At 41.1% G+C, this 26,119-nt stretch carries 28 protein-coding genes and 3 pseudogenes; 18 read left to right on the top strand and 13 right to left on the bottom strand.

Annotation, left to right across the window (positions count from 1 at the left end; translation table 11 throughout):
* Positions 1–62: 62 nt before the first annotated feature.
* Together HG267_RS09845 and HG267_RS09840 are read right to left on the bottom strand one after the other, a co-directional pair.
* The gene (locus HG267_RS09845) at positions 63–554 is read right to left on the bottom strand and encodes a hypothetical protein (protein WP_228045765.1); all 492 of its coding nucleotides are present in this window, start codon (positions 552–554) and stop codon (positions 63–65) included.
* A gap of 2 nt (positions 555–556) precedes the next feature.
* Positions 557–790, bottom strand: coding sequence for a hypothetical protein (locus HG267_RS09840; RefSeq protein WP_045869436.1), 234 nt, complete (start codon positions 788–790; stop codon positions 557–559).
* Between the two features lie 182 nt (positions 791–972).
* Here HG267_RS09840 and HG267_RS09835 point away from each other — a divergent pair.
* Positions 973–2,476 (top strand): IS5 family transposase gene (locus tag HG267_RS09835; protein ID WP_411863267.1). Its coding sequence is split into 2 segments (ribosomal slippage): positions 973–2,049 and positions 2,051–2,476, totalling 1,503 coding nucleotides; the frame shifts between segments, so codons are not numbered across the junction.
* A gap of 8 nt (positions 2,477–2,484) precedes the next feature.
* Here HG267_RS09835 and HG267_RS09830 read toward each other — a convergent pair.
* On the bottom strand, positions 2,485–3,210 hold the full coding sequence (locus HG267_RS09830) for a hypothetical protein (RefSeq protein WP_052335158.1): 726 nt from the start codon (positions 3,208–3,210) through the stop codon (positions 2,485–2,487).
* Between the two features lie 478 nt (positions 3,211–3,688).
* On the opposite strand from HG267_RS09830, the gene HG267_RS09825 reads away from it, so the two are divergent.
* From HG267_RS09825 to HG267_RS09815, 3 genes are all read left to right on the top strand, one after another.
* Entirely contained in the window at positions 3,689–3,937 is a 249-nt protein-coding gene (locus tag HG267_RS09825; protein WP_045869908.1) for a BrnA antitoxin family protein, read from the top strand.
* A gap of 116 nt (positions 3,938–4,053) precedes the next feature.
* The gene (locus HG267_RS09820; protein ID WP_045869907.1) at positions 4,054–4,332 is read left to right on the top strand and encodes a BrnT family toxin; all 279 of its coding nucleotides are present in this window, start codon (positions 4,054–4,056) and stop codon (positions 4,330–4,332) included.
* On the top strand, positions 4,310–4,573 hold the full coding sequence (locus HG267_RS09815; RefSeq protein WP_194007886.1) for a hypothetical protein: 264 nt from the start codon (positions 4,310–4,312) through the stop codon (positions 4,571–4,573). Before HG267_RS09820 ends, HG267_RS09815 begins: the two co-directional genes overlap by 23 nt.
* A 67-nt stretch (positions 4,574–4,640) precedes the next feature.
* Here the strand turns inward: HG267_RS09815 and HG267_RS09810 are convergent, their stop codons facing one another.
* On the bottom strand, positions 4,641–5,222 hold the full coding sequence (locus HG267_RS09810) for a hypothetical protein (protein WP_168160964.1): 582 nt from the start codon (positions 5,220–5,222) through the stop codon (positions 4,641–4,643).
* Positions 5,223–5,627: 405 nt separating this feature from the next.
* Here HG267_RS09810 and acs point away from each other — a divergent pair, with 405 nt between their 5' ends.
* Complete coding sequence (acs, locus tag HG267_RS09805; RefSeq protein WP_045869904.1) at positions 5,628–7,598, top strand: acetate--CoA ligase; 1,971 nt, start codon at positions 5,628–5,630, stop codon at positions 7,596–7,598.
* A gap of 91 nt (positions 7,599–7,689) precedes the next feature.
* Here the strand turns inward: acs and aroA are convergent, their stop codons facing one another.
* Positions 7,690–9,039 carry a 3-phosphoshikimate 1-carboxyvinyltransferase gene (gene aroA / locus HG267_RS09800; RefSeq protein ID WP_045869903.1) on the bottom strand — a complete coding sequence of 450 codons (1,350 nt, stop codon included), beginning with the start codon at positions 9,037–9,039 and terminating at the stop codon, positions 7,690–7,692.
* Between the two features lie 814 nt (positions 9,040–9,853).
* On the opposite strand from aroA, the gene HG267_RS09795 reads away from it, so the two are divergent.
* Positions 9,854–10,360: a hypothetical protein gene (locus HG267_RS09795; protein WP_045869902.1), complete on the top strand. Its 507-nt coding sequence runs from the start codon at positions 9,854–9,856 to the stop codon at positions 10,358–10,360.
* A 245-nt stretch (positions 10,361–10,605) separates the two neighbouring features.
* Here the strand turns inward: HG267_RS09795 and HG267_RS09790 are convergent, their stop codons facing one another.
* From HG267_RS09790 to HG267_RS09780, 3 genes are all read right to left on the bottom strand, one after another.
* A complete protein-coding gene (locus HG267_RS09790) occupies positions 10,606–11,184 on the bottom strand; it encodes a thioredoxin family protein (RefSeq protein ID WP_045869901.1) in 579 nt (192 codons plus the stop codon).
* Between the two features lie 129 nt (positions 11,185–11,313).
* Positions 11,314–13,404 (bottom strand): DUF4114 domain-containing protein, encoded by a 2,091-nt coding sequence (locus HG267_RS09785; RefSeq protein WP_052335157.1) that lies wholly within the window; start codon positions 13,402–13,404, stop codon positions 11,314–11,316.
* 454 nt (positions 13,405–13,858) lie between these two features.
* Positions 13,859–14,074 carry a chlorophyll a/b-binding protein gene (locus HG267_RS09780; protein WP_045869900.1) on the bottom strand — a complete coding sequence of 72 codons (216 nt, stop codon included), beginning with the start codon at positions 14,072–14,074 and terminating at the stop codon, positions 13,859–13,861.
* Positions 14,075–14,273: 199 nt separating this feature from the next.
* On the opposite strand from HG267_RS09780, the pseudogene HG267_RS41725 reads away from it, so the two are divergent.
* The 3 pseudogenes from HG267_RS41725 to thyX form a co-directional block, all read left to right on the top strand.
* Positions 14,274–14,561: pseudogene (locus HG267_RS41725) on the top strand (FAD-dependent thymidylate synthase); the annotation flags it as partial.
* Between the two features lie 30 nt (positions 14,562–14,591).
* Positions 14,592–15,917, top strand: a pseudogene (locus tag HG267_RS41720) (HNH endonuclease); the annotation flags it as partial.
* A 3-nt stretch (positions 15,918–15,920) separates the two neighbouring features.
* Positions 15,921–16,355, top strand: a pseudogene (gene thyX / locus HG267_RS41715) (FAD-dependent thymidylate synthase); the annotation flags it as partial.
* A gap of 16 nt (positions 16,356–16,371) precedes the next feature.
* On the opposite strand, the gene dcd reads toward thyX, so the two are convergent.
* Positions 16,372–16,971, bottom strand: coding sequence for a dCTP deaminase (dcd, locus tag HG267_RS09770; RefSeq protein WP_071989379.1), 600 nt, complete (start codon positions 16,969–16,971; stop codon positions 16,372–16,374).
* A 55-nt stretch (positions 16,972–17,026) separates the two neighbouring features.
* Positions 17,027–17,563, bottom strand: a complete 537-nt coding sequence (locus HG267_RS09765) for a P-loop NTPase family protein (protein ID WP_045869898.1) — start codon at positions 17,561–17,563, stop codon at positions 17,027–17,029.
* Positions 17,564–17,905: 342 nt separating this feature from the next.
* On the opposite strand from HG267_RS09765, the gene HG267_RS09760 reads away from it, so the two are divergent.
* The 5 genes from HG267_RS09760 (at position 17,906) to HG267_RS09740 (ending at position 21,576) form a co-directional block, all read left to right on the top strand.
* Positions 17,906–18,514, top strand: coding sequence for an adenylate kinase family protein (locus HG267_RS09760; RefSeq protein WP_045869897.1), 609 nt, complete (start codon positions 17,906–17,908; stop codon positions 18,512–18,514).
* A gap of 134 nt (positions 18,515–18,648) precedes the next feature.
* Entirely contained in the window at positions 18,649–19,392 is a 744-nt protein-coding gene (rph, locus tag HG267_RS09755; RefSeq protein WP_045869896.1) for a ribonuclease PH, read from the top strand.
* Positions 19,365–19,511 (top strand): hypothetical protein, encoded by a 147-nt coding sequence (locus tag HG267_RS09750; RefSeq protein ID WP_155539173.1) that lies wholly within the window; start codon positions 19,365–19,367, stop codon positions 19,509–19,511. The genes rph and HG267_RS09750 overlap by 28 nt, the downstream gene beginning before the upstream one ends.
* Positions 19,512–19,656: 145 nt before the next feature.
* Positions 19,657–20,379, top strand: a complete 723-nt coding sequence (gene pgl / locus HG267_RS09745; protein ID WP_045869894.1) for a 6-phosphogluconolactonase — start codon at positions 19,657–19,659, stop codon at positions 20,377–20,379.
* Between the two features lie 321 nt (positions 20,380–20,700).
* Positions 20,701–21,576, top strand: a complete 876-nt coding sequence (locus HG267_RS09740) for an FHA domain-containing protein (RefSeq protein WP_045869893.1) — start codon at positions 20,701–20,703, stop codon at positions 21,574–21,576.
* Positions 21,577–21,638: 62 nt separating this feature from the next.
* On the opposite strand, the gene HG267_RS09735 is transcribed toward HG267_RS09740, so the two are convergent.
* Entirely contained in the window at positions 21,639–22,919 is a 1,281-nt protein-coding gene (locus HG267_RS09735; RefSeq protein WP_045869892.1) for an OFA family MFS transporter, read from the bottom strand.
* A gap of 592 nt (positions 22,920–23,511) precedes the next feature.
* Here HG267_RS09735 and HG267_RS09730 point away from each other — a divergent pair.
* The 4 genes from HG267_RS09730 to HG267_RS09715 all read left to right on the top strand — a co-directional run bounded on the left by HG267_RS09730 (position 23,512) and on the right by HG267_RS09715 (position 25,226).
* On the top strand, positions 23,512–24,249 hold the full coding sequence (locus HG267_RS09730) for a M50 family metallopeptidase (protein WP_045869891.1): 738 nt from the start codon (positions 23,512–23,514) through the stop codon (positions 24,247–24,249).
* Positions 24,250–24,254: 5 nt separating this feature from the next.
* The gene (locus HG267_RS09725; RefSeq protein WP_045869890.1) at positions 24,255–24,440 is read left to right on the top strand and encodes a hypothetical protein; all 186 of its coding nucleotides are present in this window, start codon (positions 24,255–24,257) and stop codon (positions 24,438–24,440) included.
* Complete coding sequence (locus HG267_RS09720; protein WP_228045714.1) at positions 24,437–24,697, top strand: hypothetical protein; 261 nt, start codon at positions 24,437–24,439, stop codon at positions 24,695–24,697. Before HG267_RS09725 ends, HG267_RS09720 begins: the two co-directional genes overlap by 4 nt.
* A gap of 64 nt (positions 24,698–24,761) precedes the next feature.
* The gene (locus HG267_RS09715; protein WP_052335156.1) at positions 24,762–25,226 is read left to right on the top strand and encodes a ribosomal protein L7/L12; all 465 of its coding nucleotides are present in this window, start codon (positions 24,762–24,764) and stop codon (positions 25,224–25,226) included.
* Positions 25,227–25,232: 6 nt separating this feature from the next.
* On the opposite strand, the gene HG267_RS09710 is transcribed toward HG267_RS09715, so the two are convergent.
* A complete protein-coding gene (locus HG267_RS09710; RefSeq protein WP_045869888.1) occupies positions 25,233–25,568 on the bottom strand; it encodes a XisI protein in 336 nt (111 codons plus the stop codon).
* Positions 25,556–25,975 (bottom strand): XisH family protein, encoded by a 420-nt coding sequence (locus tag HG267_RS09705; protein WP_045869887.1) that lies wholly within the window; start codon positions 25,973–25,975, stop codon positions 25,556–25,558. The genes HG267_RS09710 and HG267_RS09705 overlap by 13 nt, the downstream gene beginning before the upstream one ends.
* Positions 25,976–26,119 lie beyond the last annotated feature (144 nt).

Raw genomic sequence — 26,119 nt, 5'->3', positions numbered from 1 at the left:
AACAAAAGCTGCCGAACCATGCTATTGGAGTTTTTAGAAAAAGCGATCGCACTGCTATAAAATCAAAATGTCCATTCGTGGTTGGGATCATCAAGGGCAGCGCGGACAGAAGCTAAGTTAGCAAGGTCTTTGAATGGGCTTGATTTAGCGATTTCTGTGATTGTATTTAAGGTAAGCGCTAGTTGTTCATTATTACCGGATGCGATCGCACTATCAACCACAGCAAATAAAGCTCGAAAGTTTTCAGCACGTTCATCAAAAGAGCGATCAAGATACGCCATCAGCAAGTCGCGCTGGGCATTAATTTTGGTGATTGCTTCTTTTTCCCAAGCATCAATCTCACGTCTTTTTGTTTGTTCTTGTGCGGCAATTATCTTATATTCAGCATAATTGGAAGCAACTGCGTTAACACATTGTGTTTTTTCCAAAGCTGCTATCTCATGCCTTTTAGTTCGTTCTAACTCTCCTATTTGCTTGTAAGTAGAAATAATGCTTACTAAAGATTTTGTGGCGTTAACCGCAGTACATATTGTACCGATACTTGGTAAAACCATTACTAAATACCTCCCAGAGTTTTGTATTTAGCTTGAATAGTTAAAGTTGCAGGGTTTAATAGTCCTTCACTATCAAAAATAGAAATTTTCATAATTTCTGCCAGTGCTTTAATTAAAAGCGCTACCTCTTGAAATTTTCTAGCATCACGGCTGCGATCAAAAGGTTTGGCTTCAAGCTCTTGAAGTACCGCTTTAGCACTGTTGTTTAAATTACACACTAAATTAGCCAGTTCCACTATTCGCCGTTTAACCTGTAATAGAAAATCTTGAGCTGCTTCAATATTGGCAATCTCTACGTTGGGCTTGCAGAATAAACAAAAAACCTAGATAAATCAAGAGATTTGGGGGGACAAAAGAGAATAAAGTGCAAGGAAAAAGGATAAAGTAAGTAAAAACCCTTGTAGCAAGTTGCGTTGATATGTATCGAAAAGCGCAAAAGCAAGAAACAGCAGCAGAAGACTTTGAACTACCCTTTGGGGGAAAACTAGCCTCAGATAACCGTTGGGTAATCATGGCGGAGATGATACCTTGGTCAGAATTTGAAGCAGAGTACGCAGCAATATTTTCAGCAGAAATGGGCGCGCCAGCCAAAACATTTAGGATGGCATTAGGGGCATTAATAATTAAAGAAAAACTAGGCATAAGTGATAGGGAGACAGTAGAGCAAATTAGGGAGAATCCCTATCTGCAATACTTTATAGGAATGTCTTGCTATAGCAATAATGCCCCATTTGATGCGTCAATGTTAGTTCACTTTAGAGAAAGAATAGATATAAAATTAGTTAACAAACTGAATCGAGAAATAGTCAAGCAAGTGTTAGAAAGTAAAGAGGAGGTAGAAGTAAAATCAAAAAAGTCAGAAACCGAGGATTTAAAAAATGAGCCGACCAATCGGGGAAAATTAATATTAGATGCGAGTTGTGCGCCAGCGGATATCAGTTATCCCACAGACTTAGGATTATTAAATCAAGCCAGAAAGCATACAGAAACAATTATAGATATTTTATATAACTCCCTCTTGTTAAAGAGTATCAAAAAACCGAGAACCTATAGAAATATAGCTAGAAAGAATTACTTATTGGTAGCCAAAAAAAGAAAACCGACCATTAAAGAAAGAAGGAAAGCCATTAAACGGCAACTACAATATATCAAAAGAAATTTAGTTCACATTCAGCAGCTAATGGAGTTAGGTGCGTCACTCTTCAACCTGAGTAATAGGCAATATAAGAAATTACTGGTAGTAGCAGAAATTTATCGTCAACAACTTTGGTTATATGAAAATAAAAAAATTAGTATAGAAGACCGTATTGTCAGTTTAAATCAACCACACATTCGTCCGATAGTCCGTGGTAAAGCTGGAAAAAAAGTAGAGTTTGGGGCAAAGCTTTCAGCTAGTTGCTATGATGGCTATGTATTTTTAGACCATATTAGTTGGGATAATTTTAACGAATCAGGCGACTTAAAATCACAAGTAGAAGCCTACAAAAAACTACACCGGGTATTATCCTCAATCAGTTCATGTTGATAAAATTTATCGCACTAGAGACAACCGCTCTTGGTGTCAAGAAAGAGGAATTAGAATTAGTGGGCCACCTTTAGGGAGACCACCTAAAAATGTCAGTCCTGAAAAAAAGAAACAAGCACGAGAAGATGAGCTAATTCGTAACTCTATTGAGGGTAAATTCGGACAAGGTAAACGAAGATTTAGCTTGGGTAGAGTCATGGCTAAACTTCCTCATACCTCTGTCACTGCTATTGCTATTACTTTTTTAGTCATGAATCTTTCTACCCTTGTTTCACGGCTTTTTTGGGAATTTTTATGCCAATTTTTCAACATTACATCTTTTTTCACTTCTTTTATTAGCAAAAGTGATGTTCCGTTTGATTGCAGACAACAAAAACTTATATTTGCTCTTCCCTGACTACTGAGTCAATTTTTCTCTTGCCTTGGAATGACTTTTTCAGCAAGCCCTACGTTGACATTAGCTTCATATTCCCGCGCTTTAGTCAAAGCTTCCTCACCCTTACCAGCCAGTTGAAAACCCCCAACCATTAATGCTGGGCCGAGTGTAATACCTCCCAACACAGCACCACCAACCGCCATACTAGTACCACCACCTAACCAAGTTAGGGTTCCAGTCCAAGCCGCAGCACCACCAAGTTGTGAGATACCAACTTCAGTAGCCCATAATCCAAAGAACCTGGAAACAGTCACTGTACCTACACTTCTTGCTAAGGTAACTGCACTTGCACCTGCACCTGCTGCTGCAACAGCAGTTGAGACACCACCTTTTACCCACTCTTCAGCTTTGATAACTTCTGTTTTGTACTCTTGAATTTGCTGAGTAGAGATGTCTAATCCAGTGAGAATATCCAGGTTGTTTTGAGATGCTCGCTGACCAATTCTCTCAATAAAAGCTATAAAGTTTGAAATTGTACCCTGTTTGATCCGAAGCTGCATTTGTCCATAAACTTCTGCTGACTGGTTAGTAATTTCCCAAGCTGCTTTCAAGTTTTGCAAGCTATTTTCGTATTTTTGTTGAGCCTGTTCACCAATTTTCTCTGACTGCTTCATATTGCCAATACCTTCAGCACTTTTTACTGCTCCTATAGCTCCAGTAGCCAAAGCAGCAGCACCCAAGATAATTGGAATCATTTAACTCACCATTCGCGTAATCCAAATCGGAAATAATTAATTCCCAAAAAACCATGAAATTCCTACTATATATAGCTTTGGTTTTGGTAATCAGAATAGAAAGCTTACACTTACCCGATTTCCCTCAAAGATTTCAGTAGGAATCTGAATGTATCGGTGCGATCGCACCGTCATCGCACTGTGAACTAACCACGCCTCTAAAGGGTATATGGATAAAAGTTTGATGCGATTAATCCTTTTGTTGTAAGCCTTTTAACCATTTTGATGAATTCTTTATTTTCAGAATCGATTACGCGAACGATGAGATTTAATACTCCTGAAATTTGCTTTGAACAATGTTTATCCAGAAATTTTGCAGGCTAATGATGAATAGCCCTATAAATAGATTTCCCTTAATTAACAGCTATTAGCTGTTTCAAAATCCTATAAGTGTGAAGTTTCGGTAAAATTTTTATAAGATGATTCTGGAAATACAAATATGTATGATTTTAGTCAAGGTAAGCGAGGCGCGATAGAATCTACACCACCGGGAAAAACTAGAATTACAATTCGCTTAGATGATGAAATATTGGTATGGTTTCGTGAACAAGTTAACGCAGCAGGCGGAGGAAATTACCAAAGTTTGATTAACGACGCATTGCATGAGTATATTCAGCAGCGTCGTGAACCTCTAGAAGAAATATTACGGCGAGTTTTACGAGAGGAACTTGAGCGAATTGGGAAATGAGATAGCGATCACCCATACATTATCAGCGAACTCAAAAAGAGCGATCGCTCTTTTTTGGTAATACTTGATACGCTAAAATATCCGCAGTAAAACAGCTTGTATGATAGATTGAGTCCATGCAGTTTGAGTGGGATGAGCTAAAAAATCAAAGCAATATCACAAAGCATGGTTTCAACTTTGCTGATGCTTCACGCATCTTTAATTTACCGATGCTTGTGTACCTTGATGATCGAGAAGATTATGGTGAGGATCGGTGTATCGGTATCGGGCTACTTGATGGACGAGTGGTAGTAGTAGTTTACACTGAGCCTGAAGAGGAAACAGTTCGGATTATCTCATTAAGAAAGGCACTGTCTTATGAAAGAAAACGCTATGAACAATACCTCAAAAACTGATTGGGATAGAATTGATGCGATGAGTGATGAAGACATCGATACCTCAGATATTCCACCTTTGTCAGATGAGTTCTTTGCTAAAGCACAATTGCGAATGCCAAAGTCATCTGTAAAAATTACAGTTCAGGTAGATCCTGAAACTTTTGCTTGGTTCCAAGCACAGGGAGAAGCTGCTGAACAGCAGATGGCTGTAGCATTAAAAATTTATGCAGAAGCACATAAAAGCTACAATTTTTTGTGATGCTGAGGATGCTAAGTGACTGAGTTAATAGTCTGCGAGCGTCATTTTGAATTTTAAATTGTTAGTATTACTCTTGCAATATCTGCCAATTCAGTGGCGTATTTTTGCACCTATTCATACAGAATTTGTATGAGATTTGTCTCAATATCTCCTCTGCTTCTTGTGGGAGAAAAGGGAATAATTCTTCAGTAGCGATCGCAAACCGAATCGGTACAGGTGCATAGCTATAAAAGTCTGGTGCTAGTTTGATGAGTTTTTGCTGCACAAAATCGTTAATCCACAACACTAAAGGAAAGGGAAAATTGTGCAGAAAATCATCTCGTAAGCGATTTAGAGAAACTAAAAAATCATCGACATTCTGCAGTGATTCTATCCCAAATACAATGACAGCATTGGGATGTGGAGAACCAATTGTGGCTGTCATCGTAGAATAAAGACTATGGGATGAAGTTCGTAGGTTAATAGCTAAAATTTCTAACCCAGAACGCTGTCTTAGTTCTGCTAATATTTGTTCTTGTAAACTTGCATAATTGCAGCGTACTAAAATTAAAGTGAATCGTCCTTGGGCATGGGTAATTGCCCTACTCAGAGTAGTAAGCGATCGCTCATGTTGGACAATCACATCATCTTGGTGGTTTGGCTTATTCATAACGGCGATTGTTTCGCTGCCCTGAGAACAGGTAGAATCAACCATTGCCATTGTTGACCATGACATTCAAATGCGAACAAACTCATTGTTAAAGTTTGGTAGTTTGCTTCGCTACTACCGCTTTGTTTATATACCACTGTTCGTTATCGATTTTTTAAGCCTCTGTAATTTATAATACTCAAGCTTTACTTAACTGCCTAGAGTGAGGCTGCTTAAGATCTGTATCAAAAAATAATTGTGAATGAAGAAGCAAGCGGATAACAACTTGATACCTGAGAATTGATTGAGACACCAACATTTGTGTGATGCACCACTAGGGCGCTTTAGAGATTTCTTAACGAAAATCAAAATACTTATGAGTAATTGCAGTACAGAATAGTTTTCAGTCGCAATTTAATTACAGATATGTCCCAACCGACCATAGAATCAATCCTACAAGAAAACCGCTTATTTCATCCGAGTGCTGAATTTTCACAAAAAGCGCAGATCAAAAGTCTGGCAGATTATCAAATTCTTTACGATCAAGCTCAAGCCGATCCGCAAAAATTTTGGGCAGAATTGGCAGAAAGTGAGTTGCATTGGTTCCAAAAATGGGACACAGTCTTAGATTGGCAAGCACCTTTTGCTAAATGGTTTGTTGGTGGTAAGACTAATATTTCTTACAACTGTCTTGACAGACACCTCACTACTTGGCGTAAAAATAAAGCCGCACTGATTTGGGAAGGAGAACCAGGAGATTCGCGGACTCTTACCTATGCCCAATTACACCGGGAGGTTTGCCAGTTTGCTAATGTACTAAAGCAACTAGGAATCCAAAAAGGCGATCGCGTGGGGATTTATATGCCCATGATTCCAGAAGCGGCGATCGCAATGTTGGCTTGTGCGAGAATTGGCGCACCCCACAGTGTTGTGTTTGGTGGTTTCAGTGCTGAGGCTTTGCGCGATCGCTTAATTGATGCGGAAGCTAAGTTAGTAGTCACGGCTGATGGTGGTTGGCGCAAAGACGCGATCGTTCCTCTCAAGGAACAAGTAGACAAGGCGATCGCCAATAACGCTGTCCCCAATGTGAAAAATGTGCTTGTAGTGCAACGTACAGCGCAACAAACTCACATGGAGCCAGGACGTGACCATTGGTGGCATGATTTACAAAAGGGTGTATCAGCCGATTGTCCAGCTGAACCAATGGATAGCGAAGATTTGCTGTTCATTCTCTACACTTCTGGTAGCACTGGCAAACCTAAAGGCGTTGTTCACACTACAGCTGGATACAACTTATATACCCACATCACCACCAAATGGATCTTTGATTTACAAGATACAGATGTATATTGGTGTACTGCCGATGTCGGTTGGATTACGGGGCATAGTTACATTGTTTATGGGCCGCTTTCCAACGGTGCCACAACTCTAATGTATGAAGGCGCGCCTCGTGCTTCTAATCCTGGCTGTTTCTGGGATGTAATTGAAAAGTATGGTGTCAATATTTTTTATACTGCACCTACAGCCATTCGCGCCTTTATTAAAATGGGCGAACATCATCCCAAATCACGCAACCTCTCTTCCTTGCGCTTGTTGGGAACCGTAGGCGAACCAATTAACCCAGAAGCTTGGATGTGGTATCACAAAGTCATTGGTGGCGAACGTTGCCCAATTGTCGATACCTGGTGGCAAACTGAAACTGGCGGGGTTATGATTACAGCCCTACCAGGTGCAATTCCCACCAAACCAGGTTCTGCAACCCTGCCTTTCCCCGGAATTCTTGCAGATATCGTAGATTTAGATGGTAATTCTGTGGGAGAAAATCAAGGTGGTTATTTAGCAGTGCGTCACCCCTGGCCGGGAATGATGCGAACAGTTTACGGCGATCCCGATCGCTTCCGCCGTACCTACTGGGAACATATACCCCCCAAAGATGGCCAGTTTACATATTTTGCGGGTGATGGAGCCAGAAGAGATGAAGATGGTTACTTCTGGGTAATGGGACGGGTAGACGACGTATTAAACGTATCAGGACACCGCCTCGGCACAATGGAAGTCGAATCAGCCTTAGTTTCCCACCCAGCAGTTGCAGAAGCGGCGGTTGTTGGCAAGCCAGATGAACTCAAAGGTGAAGAAGTCGTGGCTTTTGTAACTCTGGAAGGGACTTTCCAACCCAGCGATGATTTGAGTAAAGAACTCAAGCAACACGTCGTCAAAGAAATTGGTGCGATCGCTCGTCCTGGTGAAATCCGCTTTACTGACGCTTTGCCAAAAACGCGATCGGGTAAAATTATGCGGCGCTTACTGCGAAATCTCGCTGCAGGGCAAGAAGTATCAGGTGATACCTCAACTTTAGAAGACCGCAGCGTGTTGGATAAGTTGCGGGAAGGGGCGTAAATAAGTCAAAAGTCTGGTGAATGGGGAAGGGGGAAGGGGAAAAACCTTTACCCTTTAACCTTTTACCCTTTCCCCCTTCAAAATCTCCTACTCAATTAACGATCGCGGTGAGAGTTTGGAAGAAACTCGGATAAGAAATCGCGGCTGCTTCGGCGCGGTGGATGGTAGTTACGCCATTGGCGACTAAGGCGGCGATCGCTAAACTCATGGCAATGCGATGATCGGTATGGCTATCGACATCTGTACCAACTAAGGGAGTACCACCAGTAATTTCCATCCCATCGGGTAGTTCACTGACTTTAGCTCCCATTTTATTGAGTTGTTGAGCCATGACAGTAATGCGATCGCTTTCTTTGACCCTTAACTCGGCTGCGTCGCGAATAATTGTGGTTCCTTCGGCGAATACGGCTGCTACTGCCAAAATGGGAATTTCATCAATCATTCTGGGAATGATATCCCCAGCGATGGTGCAGCTTTTTAAATTGCTGGAACGTACCCTGATATCGGCTACTGGTTCACCTGCGACTTCTCGCTGATTTTCCAGTTGAATATCTGCTCCCATCAGCTCTAAAGCTTCTAAAATACCTGTGCGGGTGGGATTTACACCAACGTTTTCTACTACTAGTTCTGAACCTGGGACAATTGCACCAGCTACCAACCAAAAGGCTGCGGAACTAATATCACCGGGGACAATTACCTTTTGTCCAAACAATTGCGCTGGCCCAGTAACGGTAACACTATTGGTTTCGGGATCAACGCTGAGTTCTGCGCCAAACGCCCGTAACATCCTTTCACTATGGTCACGGGAAAGGGCGGGTTCGGTAACGGTGGTTTTTCCTTCTGTGGCTAAACCAGCGAGGAGGATACAGGATTTAACTTGCGCTGAGGCGATGGGGGAATGATAGTGAATTGGTTTGAGGGCTTGTCCAGCAATTGCGAGGGGTGCTAAAGAATTTCCCTTGCGTCCCCAAATTTGCGCCCCCATTTGTTGCAATGGTTGAACTACGCGGGACATAGGACGCGATCGCAAAGAATTATCACCTGTGACAGTAAAAAAACGCCCTGCATGGGAAGCTAACAATCCCAACATCAAACGCAACGTAGTACCAGAATTTCCTGCATTTAATACATCAATTGGTTCTTGCAAATTTCCCAAACCAATACCCTTCACCCGCACCAACTCTGTATTGAGTTCCGAAATTTCCGCCCCCATTGCTTGAAAACAACTAGCAGTACTGCGGGGATCTTCACCTAAGAGAAGACCTTGAATTTCCGTTTCACCTTGGGCGATCGCACCCAACATCAAAGCACGGTGGGAAATAGATTTATCACCTGGAATGCGGATACGACCTTGCAAGGATAGCCCAAAAGGAGGTCGTTGAATAATTAACTGATCTGAAAGGTCTTTTTGCTTTTCTACGGTTATAACAGCAGCCGACATTAGGATACACTGGCTTTTGAATACATTGAAAGTACATGAGCGACTGCATATGCCGCTACTGTGAACTTCTTCCCTAGTATCGTATCGTCTTTTGCTTGCTCAAACTTAATCAAATCTTCCAAAATCAGTAAAGTTAGATGTGCAGTTGTAAAAAAGTTTAAATGTATTGGATTTTTGACTTTTGATTTTGCACAACCTTAATCAGGGACTTCCAACTAAAACAATATGCCATTGCTGTGTATACAGAGGAAGCTATCCCAATGAAATAAGTTTCACTACCAAGTATGAAAGTCGAGACGGGCATTTTTACTCAGCAACGCCACTTGCGCGATTGCCGGAAAACCCTTCCAACGCAGTGGTTCTTCAGCACTTTCAAGCTAGTCCAAGCATAATTACTCATTTGGGTTGTCAACTCTTAAAAGACAAGGTTAATCTGGAATTTGGACTGCCAAACGTGAAGAAATGAACAATTTTATTCGCGCATTCACTTGCCATACTAGCTCTTATAAAAGCAAAGAAAATCGTTCTTCTTGTGTTTTAGCGAATAATCCAGCTATATTAATTCCGGAATCTAAAGATTATTTACAAAATATTCCGTAACTTTACTTTTAAATCACCTTTCCGGAGAAAAATCGCAATTTTTGCTTTTTAAATTAGCACCCTAACTGTTTGCATTTTTGTTGATCTGGCTTACCGAATTAGCAGATTCAGTTAATATCTAAGCATGTTTTACTATTAGTTTTTGGCCTGAGACTGATAGAGACCTTGGTGTTGATTTCATTTTGTTCACTAGCTTTTAGCCCTTATCGCTCCCATGCTGACCCATCACCGCAAGCCCGTGTGCTTATCACTCATTTCCACTGACCTGCCAGTTTGGTCTGTCGTGGAAACTGCCGGGACATTGTATCAAAAAGATACTAATCGTTTTCATTTACTATTGACTGCACCGCCTTTAATTACCTGCGAAGTAGCGGGTTCCCTAAATCCTGAAGATAAACTTCCGCACAAGAAAAACAATGTACCCACCAGTCCTAGAGTTTTGTGGTTAGAGATTTCGCCTTACCGAGTCATCATGACCATGCAAGGTAATGCCGAAGTCAGTTATCGCCATTTCTGGGAACAGGGTGTTTATGGTATTAGTCGCTATTGGTTGCCAACTGAGACATGGCAAACCAATGAGCCAATTCGCCTCCGTAACTTTACTAATGTTATGGCGCTTACTGGTCATCCATTGCCTGAACATTTACGGATAGAATACGAATTATGGGCAGACAAAGTCCAGTTGGGGCGCTACATCCTCAATTTGGAAATTAAGCACTAATCCCTAATTGTCAATTCGACAGTTTGAGATAAATCGAACCACATTTCCTGACTCATTTTTCGACTTTGGATGAAAATCTAAGTATTTATGGTGCAACAGGTGCATTTACCATCCCCTTTGCTGTGACAGCATTGGGGAATATTTTTGAATTTTAAATTTTGAATTCTGGATTTTGGATTTTAGTAACGCACCTTTGGCAAAGCTTTGATGCGTTACAGCTTACGCGTCACACATCCTACTAAATATTAACTATAATTTGGTGTATTTCCAGCTTTCCACTTGATATTGCATCCAATACTGGGCTTTTGTTCATCTTGTATAGGTTTACCTGCTAGTACAGCCTCAATTGCAGTACGTAAATCTGCACCTGTTACAGGCTTACCATTGCTGGGTCGGCTATCATCTAATTGCCCGCGATAAACGAGTTGGCGATTGCTATCAAATACAAAAAAATCAGGTGTACAAGCTGCGGTATAAGCTTTCGCTGTCTCTTGAGTTTCGTCGTAGCATAACGGAAATTTAAACCCCAATTCTGTAGCCATTTTCTTTAATAAATCTGGCGCATCATTTGGGTAATTTTCAACATCATTGGCGCTAATTGCAACAATTCCTAAATCACTTTCAAAGTAGTCTTTGCCTATTAGCGCTAGTTGTGATTGCACGTGCTTTACAAATGGGCAATGCCGACAAATAAACATTACCAAGATAGCTTTTTTATCAGCAAAACTAGCTAAAGAAATTATCTCTTGAGATACTACTTCTGGTAGCTGAAAATCTGGAGCAACCGTACCTAAAGGCAGCATTGTAGATGCAGTTAAAGCCATAGTTATCACCTGGGGAAATAATTACTAATTTGTAGTACCCTACGGGAAGCGCAAAGCGCTACGTAATTCGTAATCAAAGGTAAGCCATCACTAATTATAACTACGAAATTATCCTTCGTTCCCAGCAGATTATCCCTTCCGCACGACTACCACCTGATTAAATCCTTGGGGATTAAAATCGCCAAAGGAATAGGTAGAGAAGAAGAAATCACCTGTTAAAGGATCAATGGCTGCACCGATGGGGCCGTCTATCCCAGTTAAAAATTCTTGGCGAGTGGTAGGAATGGGATCGCCATTAGCATCGATATTATAGGCGCTGACTGTATCTGTATCTTGCTCTGCAACTAAAATGCGTTCGCTAGTAAATTGTGGCATAGAAGCAGATACATAGATAAAAGCATCTGGCCCCCCAGTGATTTGCACTGATTTTGTTGCAGGTGCAATATTCCAAGTACCTGTACCATCGGCGGACACAGTTGTGTCATAAAAATTGCCAGTATCGTAGGAGGTAATTTTTAGCCTTCCTGCACCAGGGAATCCCTGAGGAACGAAACTTATACCACCGACTGAAGGCTGATATCCTAGGGTATTTAACTCTACTTGTTTGTCAGGATTAGAACTTCCAGGTTTGATTTGCCCAACTGTGTTGTCATTCCAAGTTGTATAAAACAAAACGTTATTGGGGCCAAAGGTCAAGCCAGCATCATTCAAACCGCCGTTCATTCCTGGTGCGGAGGAGAGCAACTTTGCCGAGCCTGTAAATCCTACAATGTGATTATTAGCATCGCGTTTGAGTGCGATCGCAAAAATTTCGCCTTTTTCTCCTTGGGGTGTTGAACCGATATATAAAGTATTGGGATCGTCAGCTTTAAACGCTAATCCTACGTAGGGAGTTGGTAATCCTGGTAATTCACCCAAACTGGCGACAGTGTAAGAACTGCTAAAAGGAGTAGATATAGTCAAAAATTGGCTGACTTGTTTAGCGTATTCGATTAATTCTTTCCCTGATTGGGTATTGCGCCACTCTTGTTTTGACTGAATAAATGTCTCTAGGGGAGCAGTTTTTCCGGTAGCGCCTTTAATTTGAAAGATGAAGTCGTTGTAATCCCAATCTGAACCTTGGCTAGCCAACTGATCTTCTACACCAAAAGTCCCGCCTTTCGTTGTTCCTTGTCCTAACTGAGCAAAATGTACAGAACCGTCTGAATTAGCTGAGGCGATGGAGAATAGCGGATTTTTATCCTTGGCTGAATTGGGATTATCTAACAATTCCTTAATTTTTCCATCCGGTACCAGTAAAAACGCAAACTGATCGCCAGCAGTCATGGCAAAGTTTTTCTCTCCTAAAAATTTGCCATCATTTCTTTCACTTTCTCCTAAATCACCGCTAAATTTTGCTCCCTCAGTTGCATCAGAAATTGCCAGGTAGCCAGAATTAGAATTGCTGAGAACACGACGCGCAGATTCTTGGATAAATTCCAAGGAACCTGGCTGTAAATTTTCCATTCCCTGCAAACTAAAAATTCCCAGGTCGCTATGATAACTGCCAGCATCAGCTAAAAACTCAAGGCTAAATTTACCATCCGCGCCGACGGTAAATGTACCAGAGTCTAAAGCAGATTGCTCTACTAAAATGCTTTTGCCATTTAAATTTAATATTGCGCTATCATCTTCAGCTTGTAAAGCTAACAGTTCTTCACCTTGTGGAGGTTGGTTTAACACAAGTTTGGCAAAGATTGACCCTTCATCTCCAGGGGAATCTTGAACATTCAAATGTGAATCAAGATAATGTCCAAGTTCTTCTAATAGAACTGCAACCAATGCTTCTGATTTTGCTGAATTACCGAATAATTCTTGCGCTAAATAAATGCTATCTCCGGCATAAGCTCCTTTAGCTCGTAATGACTCAATAGGCAAAATATCAATTTGAGGTATAGACTCGCCATTAACTATCCCCACTATCAAATTTGTTGCCTGTTGAGGCTCCCAGGCTTTACCAAAAGCCAGTTGCATCTGATTAAGAAAATCTGGTTGCTGAAGAAAATTGTCTAGCTTGCTGCCTACTTCCAAGAGGACAGGAGATAGTTCTAACATCATCTTCCCAGAATATTTAGATTCCCCTAAAAAATCAGTAATGCTACAGAAAATTGTTGGTAGAATAGAATTTTCTAGAGGATTAAAATAACTTCTATCCGTTGTTGATACAATAGATAAATCCATGATTGACAAACTTTAGATATTTGGTATTTGGTTAGAATAAATTTATGTCATACAATCATTAATTTGCCAATCAGTATATTTTGTTTGAATTGTTAAGTAATAAGCTGGGTTACAAATACTTTTGTATTCTTAATATGAAGAATATAGACTGAGTGATAGTGAATACTCAACTTATCATGGATAGATGAATACTTATGAGGCTAACAAAATTATCGCTAGAACATAAATGTCTAAATTACTTATTTAGTTATTTACTACTAATTCTTTACTTAAATAATTTCGGTAATCTCTTAAGTAAGCTTACTTATTCAATAAAGCGTTGTAGATGATTTACTAGATGAAATAGCAAATTTTGAATATTTGCATCAAGTTTTATACAAAAAAATGTAGAGGCAAGATAAATATTGCCTCTACATTTTGTCAAATTTGTAATATTAAAAATTAAAATTAGATTTTATAGATTTGCTAACAAACCAAAAATACCATGTCCTGTGACAACTTCTAATGCAATGAGGGAGACGAAACCAATCATTGCTAAACGACCATTGAGGAGTTCTGCATAGGTTGTAAATCCAGTGCGATCGCCTTGCTCATCTACATATACTTTAGGCTCGATCGCAAAGTTATTCATTAAACCTTGGTCGTCAACGATAGAAGCATTTGTACGCATAAGATTTTCCCGTTTTTATTCACTATGTAACGAAGTGTAACGTAGTTATTAATTTTTGTAAAGTAAATGAGTATCTTGAAGATGAAGCCCAAGGCAGAGATATGATAATGAATCGTTCTCATGGAGATGTCTCACGAACAGGCTAAACAACTGATTAGTAGGCACTCCCAGCCACCAATCAAGTTTTAACTAGCAGATCATGGATCGATTCAGGGTAGAGGTTATTGCTAAAACACCAAATCCTCAGCAGGTGATTTACGCCGCCATGCACCAGGACTACACTGAGGCGTTCGTGTATGACGAACGGGACTCATGGCCCTCGGAGTCTCAATGTGGTGAAGTTATTGTGAAGCGACTTTTAGCAGGGGAGAGAGGACATTACGGGCCTCTAGAACATCCCCAGATTGTTTTTAACTGTGGCTACTTTCCCCACAGTGTGATGCAACAGGCTCGTACCCACAGGATTAGTGTATCCTTCGATGTCCAATGTCTATCTGCTGATACTGAAATTACTTTTGTGAACTGTGAAGGCGACAGTAACCAGAAATTGAAAAAAACTATTGGAGAGTTATACGAACTTTGGACTAACGGAGAAAAAGCAATCCGTACAAGGTCAATTAAAGGTAGGAATGGAGAACCACCTGGTGAATATCGGCGTGATTGTAAACAACGGATTCGCAAAATGCGCCTGCGAATTCTCAACGAAGAGACTGGCTTATTTGAGGTTGGACATATTAAAGATGTCATGTGCAGTGGTCTTCAGCCAGTTTACAGAGTAACTTTAGAGGATGGAAAAACTTTAGATTGCACTGTCAATCATCGCTTATTTACATCAGATGGTTGGCAAACAATGGGTGATGCAGTTGGTTTAATTACTAACCCTGATGGCAGTGTATTTCAAACTACTAAGCCTTGCCATGTAATGTGTAATGGTATGGCAGTAGTAGGCAATGGTCTTTATAGAAATCGAGAATGGCTTGAATCTCAAATTCAAAAAGGATTATCTACATTAGAGATTGCCCAACTATCTGAATGCTCTATAAATACTGTAAGAAATTGGGCTGATAAATACGAACTACATTTAAATCACAATGATAGTAAATTTGCTAAAGAACATCAGCCTTGGAACTATAACCCTAATGCACTTTATCGAGACAAAATTTGGTTAGAAGAGCAAATCGCTAAAGGACTTTATGTTGATGAAATGGCAGCCTTAGCTAACTGCTCAATAGAAGCAATAAAAAAATGGGTTTATGCTTACGGGTTGTCGTTAAATAAGAGATCAAGGGGTTCTAGAAACCCTTGGAATAAGGGTCAAACTGGTTACCACTTAAACCTTTCCCCAGCAAGTCGTCAAAAACGTAGAGAAAACGCGAAGCTTTATACAAAAAGAGGAGAAGAATCTAATTTTTGGAAAGGAGGAACATCTACAGAACGGGAACTAATAGGTGCCTGGACAAGGGATATTGCCCCGGCAGTACATGAGAAGTTTAATTATATTTGTCAAAGATGTAGGGTTAGGGGTGGTAGCCTTCATGCTCATCATTTAATCCCAGTATATGCTGATGAATCTTTGGCTTATGACTTCGATAATTTAGTAACTTTATGCAAAGAGTGTCACGAATATATTCACCAAAATCATCAAGAAGCTGATTTTGCTCGCTCTTTTAATCCAATAATAGATACTGAAAATTGGCAACCTAAACCAAAGGCAATAGGTAGAAAATTACAAGCTCATCCAGTTAAAGTGAAAACTGTGGAGTACATTGGACAACAAATGACTTATGACCTAGAAGTGGAAGGCTCTTGGCATAATTTTGTCGCTAATGGCATTGTAGTTCACAACTCATTTCGTTACACCGGAAACCAGTTTATTGATGTAGTCAACGGTAAGAAAGATATTGAAGATGTTTTCTATCTGCGTCCTGTTGGTTATTACACTGATAGACAAGGTAAAAAATATTATTATTCCCCAGAGCAAAGAGCCTCAGATTTACAGTGGTGTTTAGAAGCAGCTAAACGATACAAAGCTGACTTTGAAGGTGGTATGTCTGAAGAACACGCCAGAGGTAAAATGCCCTTTGATTATCGCCAACATTTTGTAGTCAGTTTCAATTTAAGGTCTTTCTTACATTTCTGTGATTTGAGAAATAAGAAAGACGCTCAACTTGAAATTCAAAAGCTATGTGAAATGATGTGGCCCCATTTTGCTGAGTGGGTACCTGCGATCGCAGAATGGTATGAAAAGTCTCGTTTAGGTAAAGCGAGATTAGCACCTTAGTACGGCTGCGCGGTGTTTACACTTTAGCCAAAGTTACCATCTCAGCTTGATCCTGGTATTTACCCTGTCTTGCTTCGTAACTGATAGCGCAGGGTTCACCTGCTAAAAATAGCAATTGCACTACGCCTTCATTAGCGTAGATGCGACAATCAGCGCTGGAAGAATTGGAAAATTCTAAGGTTAAGTGTCCTCGCCAAGCAGCCTCTGCAGGTGTTAAATTCGCTATAATTCCACAACGCGCGTATGTGGATTTACCTATACAAATTACAGTTATATAGTCTGGAACAGCTAGCTTTTCTAAAGCAACGCCCAAGCCATAGGAATGAGCAGGTAGGATAAAATAACTACCATTTTCATCTGTATGTAATGGGGTTGATTCCAAATTTTGGGGATTAAAGTTTTTGGGATCAATGACAGTGCCAGGAATGTGGCGAAAAATGCGGAATTCTGCAGGAGACAGGCGAATATCGTAGCCATAGGAAGATAAACCATAGCTGATTACAGGACGAACCGCTACATCTGCCTGTGGTTGTACTTTTCTCACTAAACTTGGCTCAAAGGGGGAAATCATGCCCTTTTGAGCCATTTCTGTAATCCAGATATCGTTTTTAATCACAAGTTCAGGGCTAATTTAAATCGAGTTACTAGGATATCGCGAAGTTGAGCATTCTTCATGGGCTATGACTGCGCCGGATCTCTGTAATTTGATCTGCTACATCTAACAGAGATTTCGGCATTTCTGGCCCGGTGAGGATGATATCAATATGGGAAGGGCGTTGTGCTAAAAACGCTAAAACTTCGTTTTCTGGAATTAAACCAAAGTTAATCGCTAAACTTAACTCATCTAAGACAACGAGAGAATACTTACCCTCGAATACTACCTGCTGTGTATGTTGCCACAGCTTTTGTAAAGCCTCGTTTTCCGTATCATCTAGTTGGGGTGTGTCAATGCAACGAGGTAAATCGCAACGAATCCAATCTAAATTTTGCCCTAGCTGCATGGGTCGCTCATGCCCTTGACGAATACCACCTTTGAGAAATTGCACGACTAACACTGAAGTACCTTGACCGGCAATTCTCAGTGCTTGAGCCATGACGTTAGTAAAAAAGTTACGGTGACTACTAGTAAAAACTTGTACTAGCCCGGCAATGGGAGATGCTACACTGAGGGTCGAATTGACACTGGGGGTATCTAACTGGGCAACCATATAGCTGAGTTTAAAATATTACAAATTATCAAAGAGATATTGCTGAGGTGAGCGATCGCAAATCTAGCTGTATAATCAATCTGAATTTTACAAGTGTATTGTAGTTTGCAAGTTGCATTCTTAGTCAACCACTAGCTTTATGTTCAAGTCAAGAGTTAATGATATTGACATGAATAGCTGGTAAAAGCAAGTGGCTGTAAAAATAAGAACGCAGTAATAATAGTAAGATTCTAAAAAAAAGTTGGGTGCAAGGGCTGAAAATCGTAGATGTTAGATTTCCCATTGGTTTGGGCACAACAGGGTTGGCAAGTAGTAAATTTGACAGGTGAGGAGTGAATTGTTGTGAGATTAGTGATTCTGGGAGGTTCAGGATCGGGGAAAAGCACTCAAGCACAAAGCCTTTGTAGACACTTTGAGATCCCAAAGATTTCTACAGGTGAAATTTTACGAGAAGCAATGTCTGGTGACAAGTCACTAGCTTTACGAGAAGATGCTTCGCGGCTGTACGTTAACGCTAATTTCGGTGATTTGGGACAATACGCACAGCCATTCGTAGAAAAAGGGGAGCTAGTCCCGGATGAAAGGATGATTGACTTGATTCGGATGCAGCTAACACAGCTGAATATCCCATCGGGTTGGCTATTGGAAGGCTATCCGCGTACAGCGTTCCAAGCTGAGGAATTAGATTTTTTATTGGAATATTTAGGACAAAAATTAGATTGGGCAATTTATTTACAAGTACCAGAAGCGACGATGGTAAATCGCTGTTTGGGGCGATCGCTTCCCGATGAGCAGCCAGAAATTGTGCAGCGTCGCATAGAGTTATTCTATGATCGCACTATCCCGATTTTGGAATATTATGACCGTCGTCGCCGTTTATTGACGATTAATGGCGACCAGCTACCAGACGCAGTACATCAAAGTATTCTCAACCTGCTTGCCGTTTCTTAAATAAATATTTAATTTAACTACCAAGTTTCACTACCTGAGTTTTGTGCTGACTCAATTGTTAGGGGTCTAGAGAGATTGCGACACTAAGGTAACCTTAATGGATATTCTCTTATGAAAACGTTGAGGAAACTCCAATGGCTTGGCAGCGTCCAGATAATCGGCAACCCTATCAACTCCGTCCCATCAACTTTGACAGTGGCTTTACCCGTTATGCGCCCGGTTCTGTGCTGACAAAATGTGGTGATACTCAAGTACTTTGTACTGTTAGCGTTACCGAGGGAGTCCCAAAATTTTTAGCTGGAAGTGGCAAGGGGTGGTTAACTGCTGAATATCGGATGCTGCCAAGCGCCACTCAACAACGGCACGAAAGAGAATTGATGAAATTATCTGGACGAACACAAGAAATTCAACGCTTGATTGGGCGTAGCTTAAGAGCAGCATTAGATTTTGAAGTATTAGGCGAACGCACTTTAACTGTAGATGCTGACGTATTGCAAGCCGATGCGGGAACGAGGACAACCGCAATTACAGGTTCTTTTGTAGCGTTAGCGAATGCGATTTCCCGATTATTGCACCAAGGTGTCTTAACGCGATCGCCCCTGTGCGGACAAATAGCAGCCGTCTCGGTAGGTTTATTAGAAGGAGAAGGATTTTTAGATCTCAACTACATTGAAGACGTAGCCGCCACAGTAGATTTCAACGTGGTGATGAATCAAGATTTGGGAATCATCGAAGTGCAGGGCACAGCAGAAGAAGGAAGCTATACCCGCAGCCAGTTGAATCAGTTATTAGATTTAGCAGAAACCGGAATTCAAGAATTATTAATCGCCCAGCGAGAAGCGATTACCGATTGGGATGCGATATTTGCGGGGGGTTAGGGGTTGGGGATGAGGGGGATGAGGGGGATGAGGGAGATGAGGGAGATGAGGGAGATGAGGCGACAAGGGGACAAGGAGAAATCTCAATTACTCATTACCAAATGACAAATGACAAATGACAAATGACAAATGACAAATACCCAATGCCCAATGCCCAATGCCCCATCCCCTATGAATGTTGTTAAAAGTTTCAAAAGTTAAAAAGGAGAACAGCTATAAGTTAGGTATGGTATTGCTGGAAGCAGGCAAAGTGATGATCGAGCCATGAATAAAAAGGTCGAAGTTCTACCAGATCAGTCGGCGCTAGTTGGAAGAGCGCTAGAGTTGATTCTGTCTAAGATAGACACTGCTATTAAAGAGCGAGGGCGGTTTACTATTGCCTTGTCTGGTGGCAGTACGCCTAAGCCATTGTATGAGGCGATCGCTCAACAAAAACTTCCTTGGGATAAAATTCATGTGTTCTGGGGTGATGAACGATATGTACCACCAGATCATCCTGATAGCAATGAGCTGATGGCGCGTCGTGCGTGGTTAGACCGCGTTGATCTGCCAGTTGCGAATATTCACGCCATCCCTACCTTGGAAGCTGATCCCGCAGTTGCAGCAGTTAAGTACGACAAGCATCTGCAAAACTTTTTTAATACTGCATCTGGAGAGTTTCCTGCTTTAGATGTAGTCTTGCTAGGAATGGGTGATGATGCACATACTGCATCTTTGTTTCCCCACACTCAAGCATTGCAAGTGAGCGATCGCTTAATTACTGTGGGTAATAAAGATAGCAGCATCCGCATTACTTTTACTTACCCATTCATCAATGCAGCTCGCAGCGTTATGTTTGTAGTTGCAGGTGCTAATAAACGGCCAGCATTAGCTCAAGTATTTGCACCCAAAGCTGATGAGTTGACTTATCCCTCGCGTCTCATTCAACCCCAAGGTGAGCTTTGGTGGTTGCTAGATGCGGCGGCGGGTGCGGAACTCCAAACCTAAGTATCTTACCTATCAGGGGTAATTGTTAGAATCGAAAGCTAGGTGTTTCTTATACCTACTTTCGATACCTGTTTTGAAAAGTTCACGGCGGAAACCCCGCTCTGACTTTTCGCTGCGGCAAGCCCGGGCGCGTCTACAACAGTTCGCTATTATACCAACTCTTCAAAATTCAGTAACAAATGTAAATTTCCTCATCCTTGGGAAATCTAGCTTTCTGAATTGGGAATTGGTATTCAGCCTTCCTGAAGGGTAGCCGCCACTGGGAGTTTTCTCTGCTTGCCAGTACCATTTTTTGATGAGCTTGAACAAAGGCTTAAATCCATGATCGTCTGCCCTAATTGCAATCATCCCAATCCAGACGGCGCTGTCCAGTGTGAAGCCTGTTATACGCCGTTACCAGCGACTAATAACTGTCCCAGCTGTGGGGCAACTGTGCAGGCAGATGCCGCTTTCTGTGGTCAGTGTGGTTTTAATCTGCGCGCTAATGCCGCAGCAGCGCCGCCAACAGCGGTAGCAGCTACAGTTGCTCCCGATGTGCCCTTAGAAGTACCCCCGTTGGTGGCTCCCGATCCACTTGTAGAACTGATACAACCAGATCCTTTAGCCGCAGTTAATCCTCCGGCTTCAACTTTACCGCCAACAGAGGTGGCAGTTCCTCCAGAAGTACCACCAGTTGCACCGCCACCTGCTGCAGTAGAAATTACTCCTGCGCCACCACCAGAGCCGGAACCAGTGGTAGCAGCACCAGAGCCGGAACCAATTGCACCACCGCCAGCACCAGAACCGGAACCAATGGCACCACCAGAACCGGAACCAGTTGCAGCAGCACCAGCGCCCGCAGTTAGTCCGGCGAGAACGCAATTACAACAGGTAACAGCCAGCCTATTCCACGTTCAAAGCAACGCGAATCTGGAATTACCGCAAACTTTGTCTGTAATTCATATCGGCAAGCCTAATGACCGGATTCCCCCAGATATAGATGTTTCTGGATTTCCCAATTCAGAAATTGTCTCGCGGATTCATGCAGATATTCGCGTTGAGGGAGACGCTCATTATATAGAAGATGTTGGTAGTTCTAATGGCACCTACATCAACAATTTGCCGCTTTTACCGGGGAATAGACACCGCCTGCGCCCAGGCGATCGCATCAGTTTGGGTAAAGGCGATATGGTAACATTCCTCTTCCAACTCGCTTAGATAAATTTTGTAGTCAGTAACTTTAGTTCTTCAAATCAGGGCTAAAGTTCTGACTACAAATATTAAATTGAAATTTTGTAATCTTTGCGTTTCAACAAAAATACAGCCAGGATAATCCCTATAACTGATAGTCCTATCGTGACATTAAAGAACGGTAAATAATTACCAAAAATATCGCGGATATTACCAACAATTAAAGTTCCTAGTAACGCACCCATGCCAAAGGCGGTAAAGACTACGCCGTAGTTTTTGGCATAATCTTGGCTACGAAACAGAATTAAAGTAGATGTCGGCCCAATTGCTAACCAACCACCAAGAGCGAGATAAATCAAACTAAAAGCTACTAAGTAAGTGGCGATCGCTCCCTTAGTGGCACTGAGCATCATAATTGAGGCAACAATAATCAATACATATGAAATGATTGCCGCATTTTTGGGTTTATATTTATCGGCAAGCCAACCAAATAACGGTCTACCTAAACCATTAAATACTGCAAATAATGACACCGCACTAGCGGCTGTATTTTTATCTAAACCAATAATTTCTGTACCCACTGGACTAGCAATCCCAATAGCAGCTAACCCGGCAAAAGTACCAATGGTAAAGCATAACCACAAGCCGTAAAAGCTGAGGGATTTTAATAAAGGTGTACTGCTGTTGCTTGCAGATTCACTCAGTTTAATAGGTGGTGTCCAGCCTGCAGGTTGCCATCCATTGGGCGGATATTTCATCACAGGGGCGATCGCTAAAATTATCAGGGTAAAAACGATACCAAAAATGATTAATGTTGGTTGCCAACCCTTATCACCATTAGCAGCAATTAAATTCTTAGCTAAAGGTGCAGTTACAAGGGGTGATAAACCAAAGCCAATCACTGTTGCACCTACAGCTAAACCCTTTTTATCAGGGAACCATTTCGCATTTACGGCGAGTGGTACACCGTAAACAATGCCTACGCCAGCACCAGCAATGATACCGTAAGTAATAGTTAATAAAGGGATATTATTTACTAGACCTGAAGCGGCGTAACCAATCCCCATGACAATTGCCCCCACCGCAGTTACTAGGCGCGGGCCAATTTTCTCAATATAAAACCCAGTAATGGGCATCAAAATTGAAAATACAACCAATAAAATTGTGAAAGGTAGTAAGCTTTCTGTTGCTCCTACCGCGAGAGATTTTTCAATCGTATTCCGAAAAATACTCCAAGAATAAGCAGTTCCTAAACAAAGTAGAACAAGTACACCCAAGGGAATTAGTAGCCATCGTCCTTTTTCCGCAGGTAAGCCAAATAGTTTTATTTCATTAAACGAAGAATTATCAAAATTTTGATTGATATTCATTTTTTAAAATGGTCGCAACTAATCTACAATCTACCATTAGATAGATGCCGCTTAATCATATAACAATTGGATTTATCAATGCTCTGAGTAATCAACTATTACAAATTTAAATTGCATAACTCATCAGGATTGTCCAGAGTCAAAGGTCAAAAATCCAAAGTTTATAACATTTTGAAAAAATAACACGACAGATAAGTAGGGTGGAATGTTACTTACTGTAGCGATATTTAGATCCCCGACTTTTTTAAAAAGTCGGGGATCTGGTAAGCAATGTTTACTTATAGGGCTTTCTATATTGGTGAGGTAACTCAATCAAAAATTAACCGCCGTTCGCGTAGCGTTCCGCAGGAATGAGAGAGGATAAACGCAGATAAACGCCGATAAATTTGTAGTTCTCTAGACTAATAAATGGAATAATTGGTAATGTTTAAACATTACCGATAACCTAACAAACGTTAAGTAAATCGTTGTAGGCTGATTGGAAAAACAACAAAGCTAAAATTAGTTTTGCTTTCCCGTTGAAACCTAAACAAGTAGATTAGCATGGAAGAAAATACAGCCTTGGAAGTAATTACGTTAAGGAAAGTGATCCATGCGGGAACCAGGAAAGAATTTTGAAAACTTGCTCCCCCAAGAAGCGCCAAAAGAAGTAGAACGAATGGGGTTAACCTGGCTAATTGCGGCTGCGATCGCCACGGTTGTGTTGTGGCAAGTGCCAGCAGGCGATTATATTTTATACCCCTTTACTATCCTGGCTACTTGGTTTCATGAAATGGCTCACGGCTTAATGGCGCTGATTTTAGGGGGACAGTTTGATAAATTACAGATTTTTGGCAATGGTTCTGGTGTTGCAACTTACCGCATTGCTAGATCATTAGGGCCAATTGGGCCAGCATTAGTTGCAGCCGCCGGGCCGATGGGGCCGCCAATTGCTGGTGCAGCCTTAATTTTGGCTTCCCGTAGTTTTAAAGTTGCTTCCCTGAGTTTGAAAATATTAGGCGGCTTTTTGCTGCTATCTACATTAGTGTGGGTACGTTCTTTATTTGGATTTGTGGCAATTCCCTTGCTGGGTTTAATTATCTTAGGTATTGCTTTCAAAGCACCGCGCTGGGTACAGGGTTTTGCAATTCAATTCTTAGGTGTACAAGCTTGTATCAGTACATACCATCAAGTGAATTATTTATTTAGCTATAGTGCAGGCCCTTTAGGACTTTCGGATACAGCACAAATGGAAAGGTATCTGTTTTTACCTTATTGGTTTTGGGGCGGATTAATGGCGATCGCATCTTTGGTGATTTTAGTCCGTAGTCTCCAAGTTGCTTATCGTTAAGCGTGATGGGTAAAAAGCATCACAAAAAAGCAATTGATTCCTTAACTCAAAGGATTATCGAACATCGGGAAAAGATTAGACTGGAATTAGGGAAGGATTTTCCAGACGAAGGTTTAATTCGACATTGGGAAAAAGAGATTCGTGCTTTTGAAAAGGCAATCGAACAAGCGCGTAAAAGATTGGGAGAATGAATATGCAGATTAGCGATCGCCCTTTGACAGTCACGAATTCAACTCTCAGTACCCTAATTGCTGAATTAGGTGCAGAATGCAGTAGAGTACAAGCCTTAATTCATCAATTACAGTTACCAAGTTTAACTCCTAATCAGCAAGCAGAAATTCTGGGAGAACTACTCGCGGCTACTGTTCATCTCTATACACACTGCGATATGGATTTTCAAAATCTCTTAGCTGATGAAATGGAAAAATTGCCTGATGAACAAGAATGATGATGTAGTGTCGGCTTAACTCTCCCACAGGGTATTTTGAATTTTAAATTCGGAGTGCAGCGACGTGACCAGCCCAGCAGCAGAAATTACTGTAGAGTGTCCACAGTGTGGTCAATACTACGATACATGGTACAGACCATCACTTAATTTTATGCTGGAGGATTTTGATGATGAATATATTGAACGAGTATCTACTAGTATTTGTCCCCATTGTGGTTGTAAAGCTTCCCTGGGGGTGCTGATTGTCAATAAAACAGGAGATTTTAACTTTCAGCTACCGCAGGCAAATTTTAGGCGCAAGGATGAGGCGGCTATGTGTACTATTAAGATTGAAAGTTTTGACTCCTCAAAGCGCCTAGATGTAATGAAGGTTTTACGAGAAATTACTGGTTTAGGTTTGATAGAAGTTAAGAGCTTACTTGATAATATCCCCGAAATTATTATGAGGGATATAGAACAAAGAAAGGCAGAGTTATTCAAGAGAGATTTAGAAGCAGCTGGTGCAGAAATATCTCTCAAATGTTTTTAGTCAGGTTCAAGCAATACCATAACCTGTATATTCTCTTGCATAAACAGGCTGTAAGCCCAATACAATATCCTGCTTAGGTACACCCATTGCTACTAATTCATTAGCGAGCAATTTATCAGTCTGATTACGCTGAATCCAGATTTTGCCATCTTTAATATCTAAATGCATCACGCAATTGTAGATGCGGCGATGTTTATCCCAGCCTACATTCAGAATTTGATAATGTTCGTTTTCCGTATCAAAAATTCTTTGTACTTCAATATCTTCATTGATTGGCGGTACTTTACTGTATTCGGTCAATAGTTCTTGAATACATTGACGATAAAATGTTAATTTATCCATTCCACTATTACCTCATCTACCGGGTCGTACACAATGAGCTTGACTTGATATTGTCTTACTGATGCTTGTGGTAAATCACGTTGAAAGAACGATTCATAAATCGCAATTGGGATGGCGAGATATAAAGTTCGCTCTTTTTCTCTTGTTTCTAAAACTAAACGATAATTCAAAAATTGACCCAATGCCAAATGAAAATCAAACAGTGCTGAGTCACTTAAAAAACTTTTAATTTCTACAGCTATCTTCTTTCCAGCTTTTTCTGCTGCTACTAACTGTTCTGCACCTAAATCAATTCTAACTTCATCTTTTTCACCAAACTCAATTCTTAAAGGGTCGTGTGTAATTACCCACTGCTCTTTCTGAAGGCTAGTTTTAACTGCTTCATGAAATCGGTCTTTGGCTGACATTGATCCTCATACAATATGTAACTTGATTTTAAATGGCTGGCGTGTTCAAGAAATACCTAACTACAGATGATTTTGCCAAGTACTGCAAAGGACGCTTTGTAGCAAATCGCAAAAACTGCAACACTTATACACAGACCTAATGTA

It is taken from the genome of Tolypothrix sp. PCC 7601 (assembly GCF_025677855.1).
Lineage (GTDB): Bacteria > Cyanobacteriota > Cyanobacteriia > Cyanobacteriales > Nostocaceae > Aulosira > Aulosira diplosiphon.
This window is presented reverse-complemented; position numbering and strand designations above follow the sequence as displayed.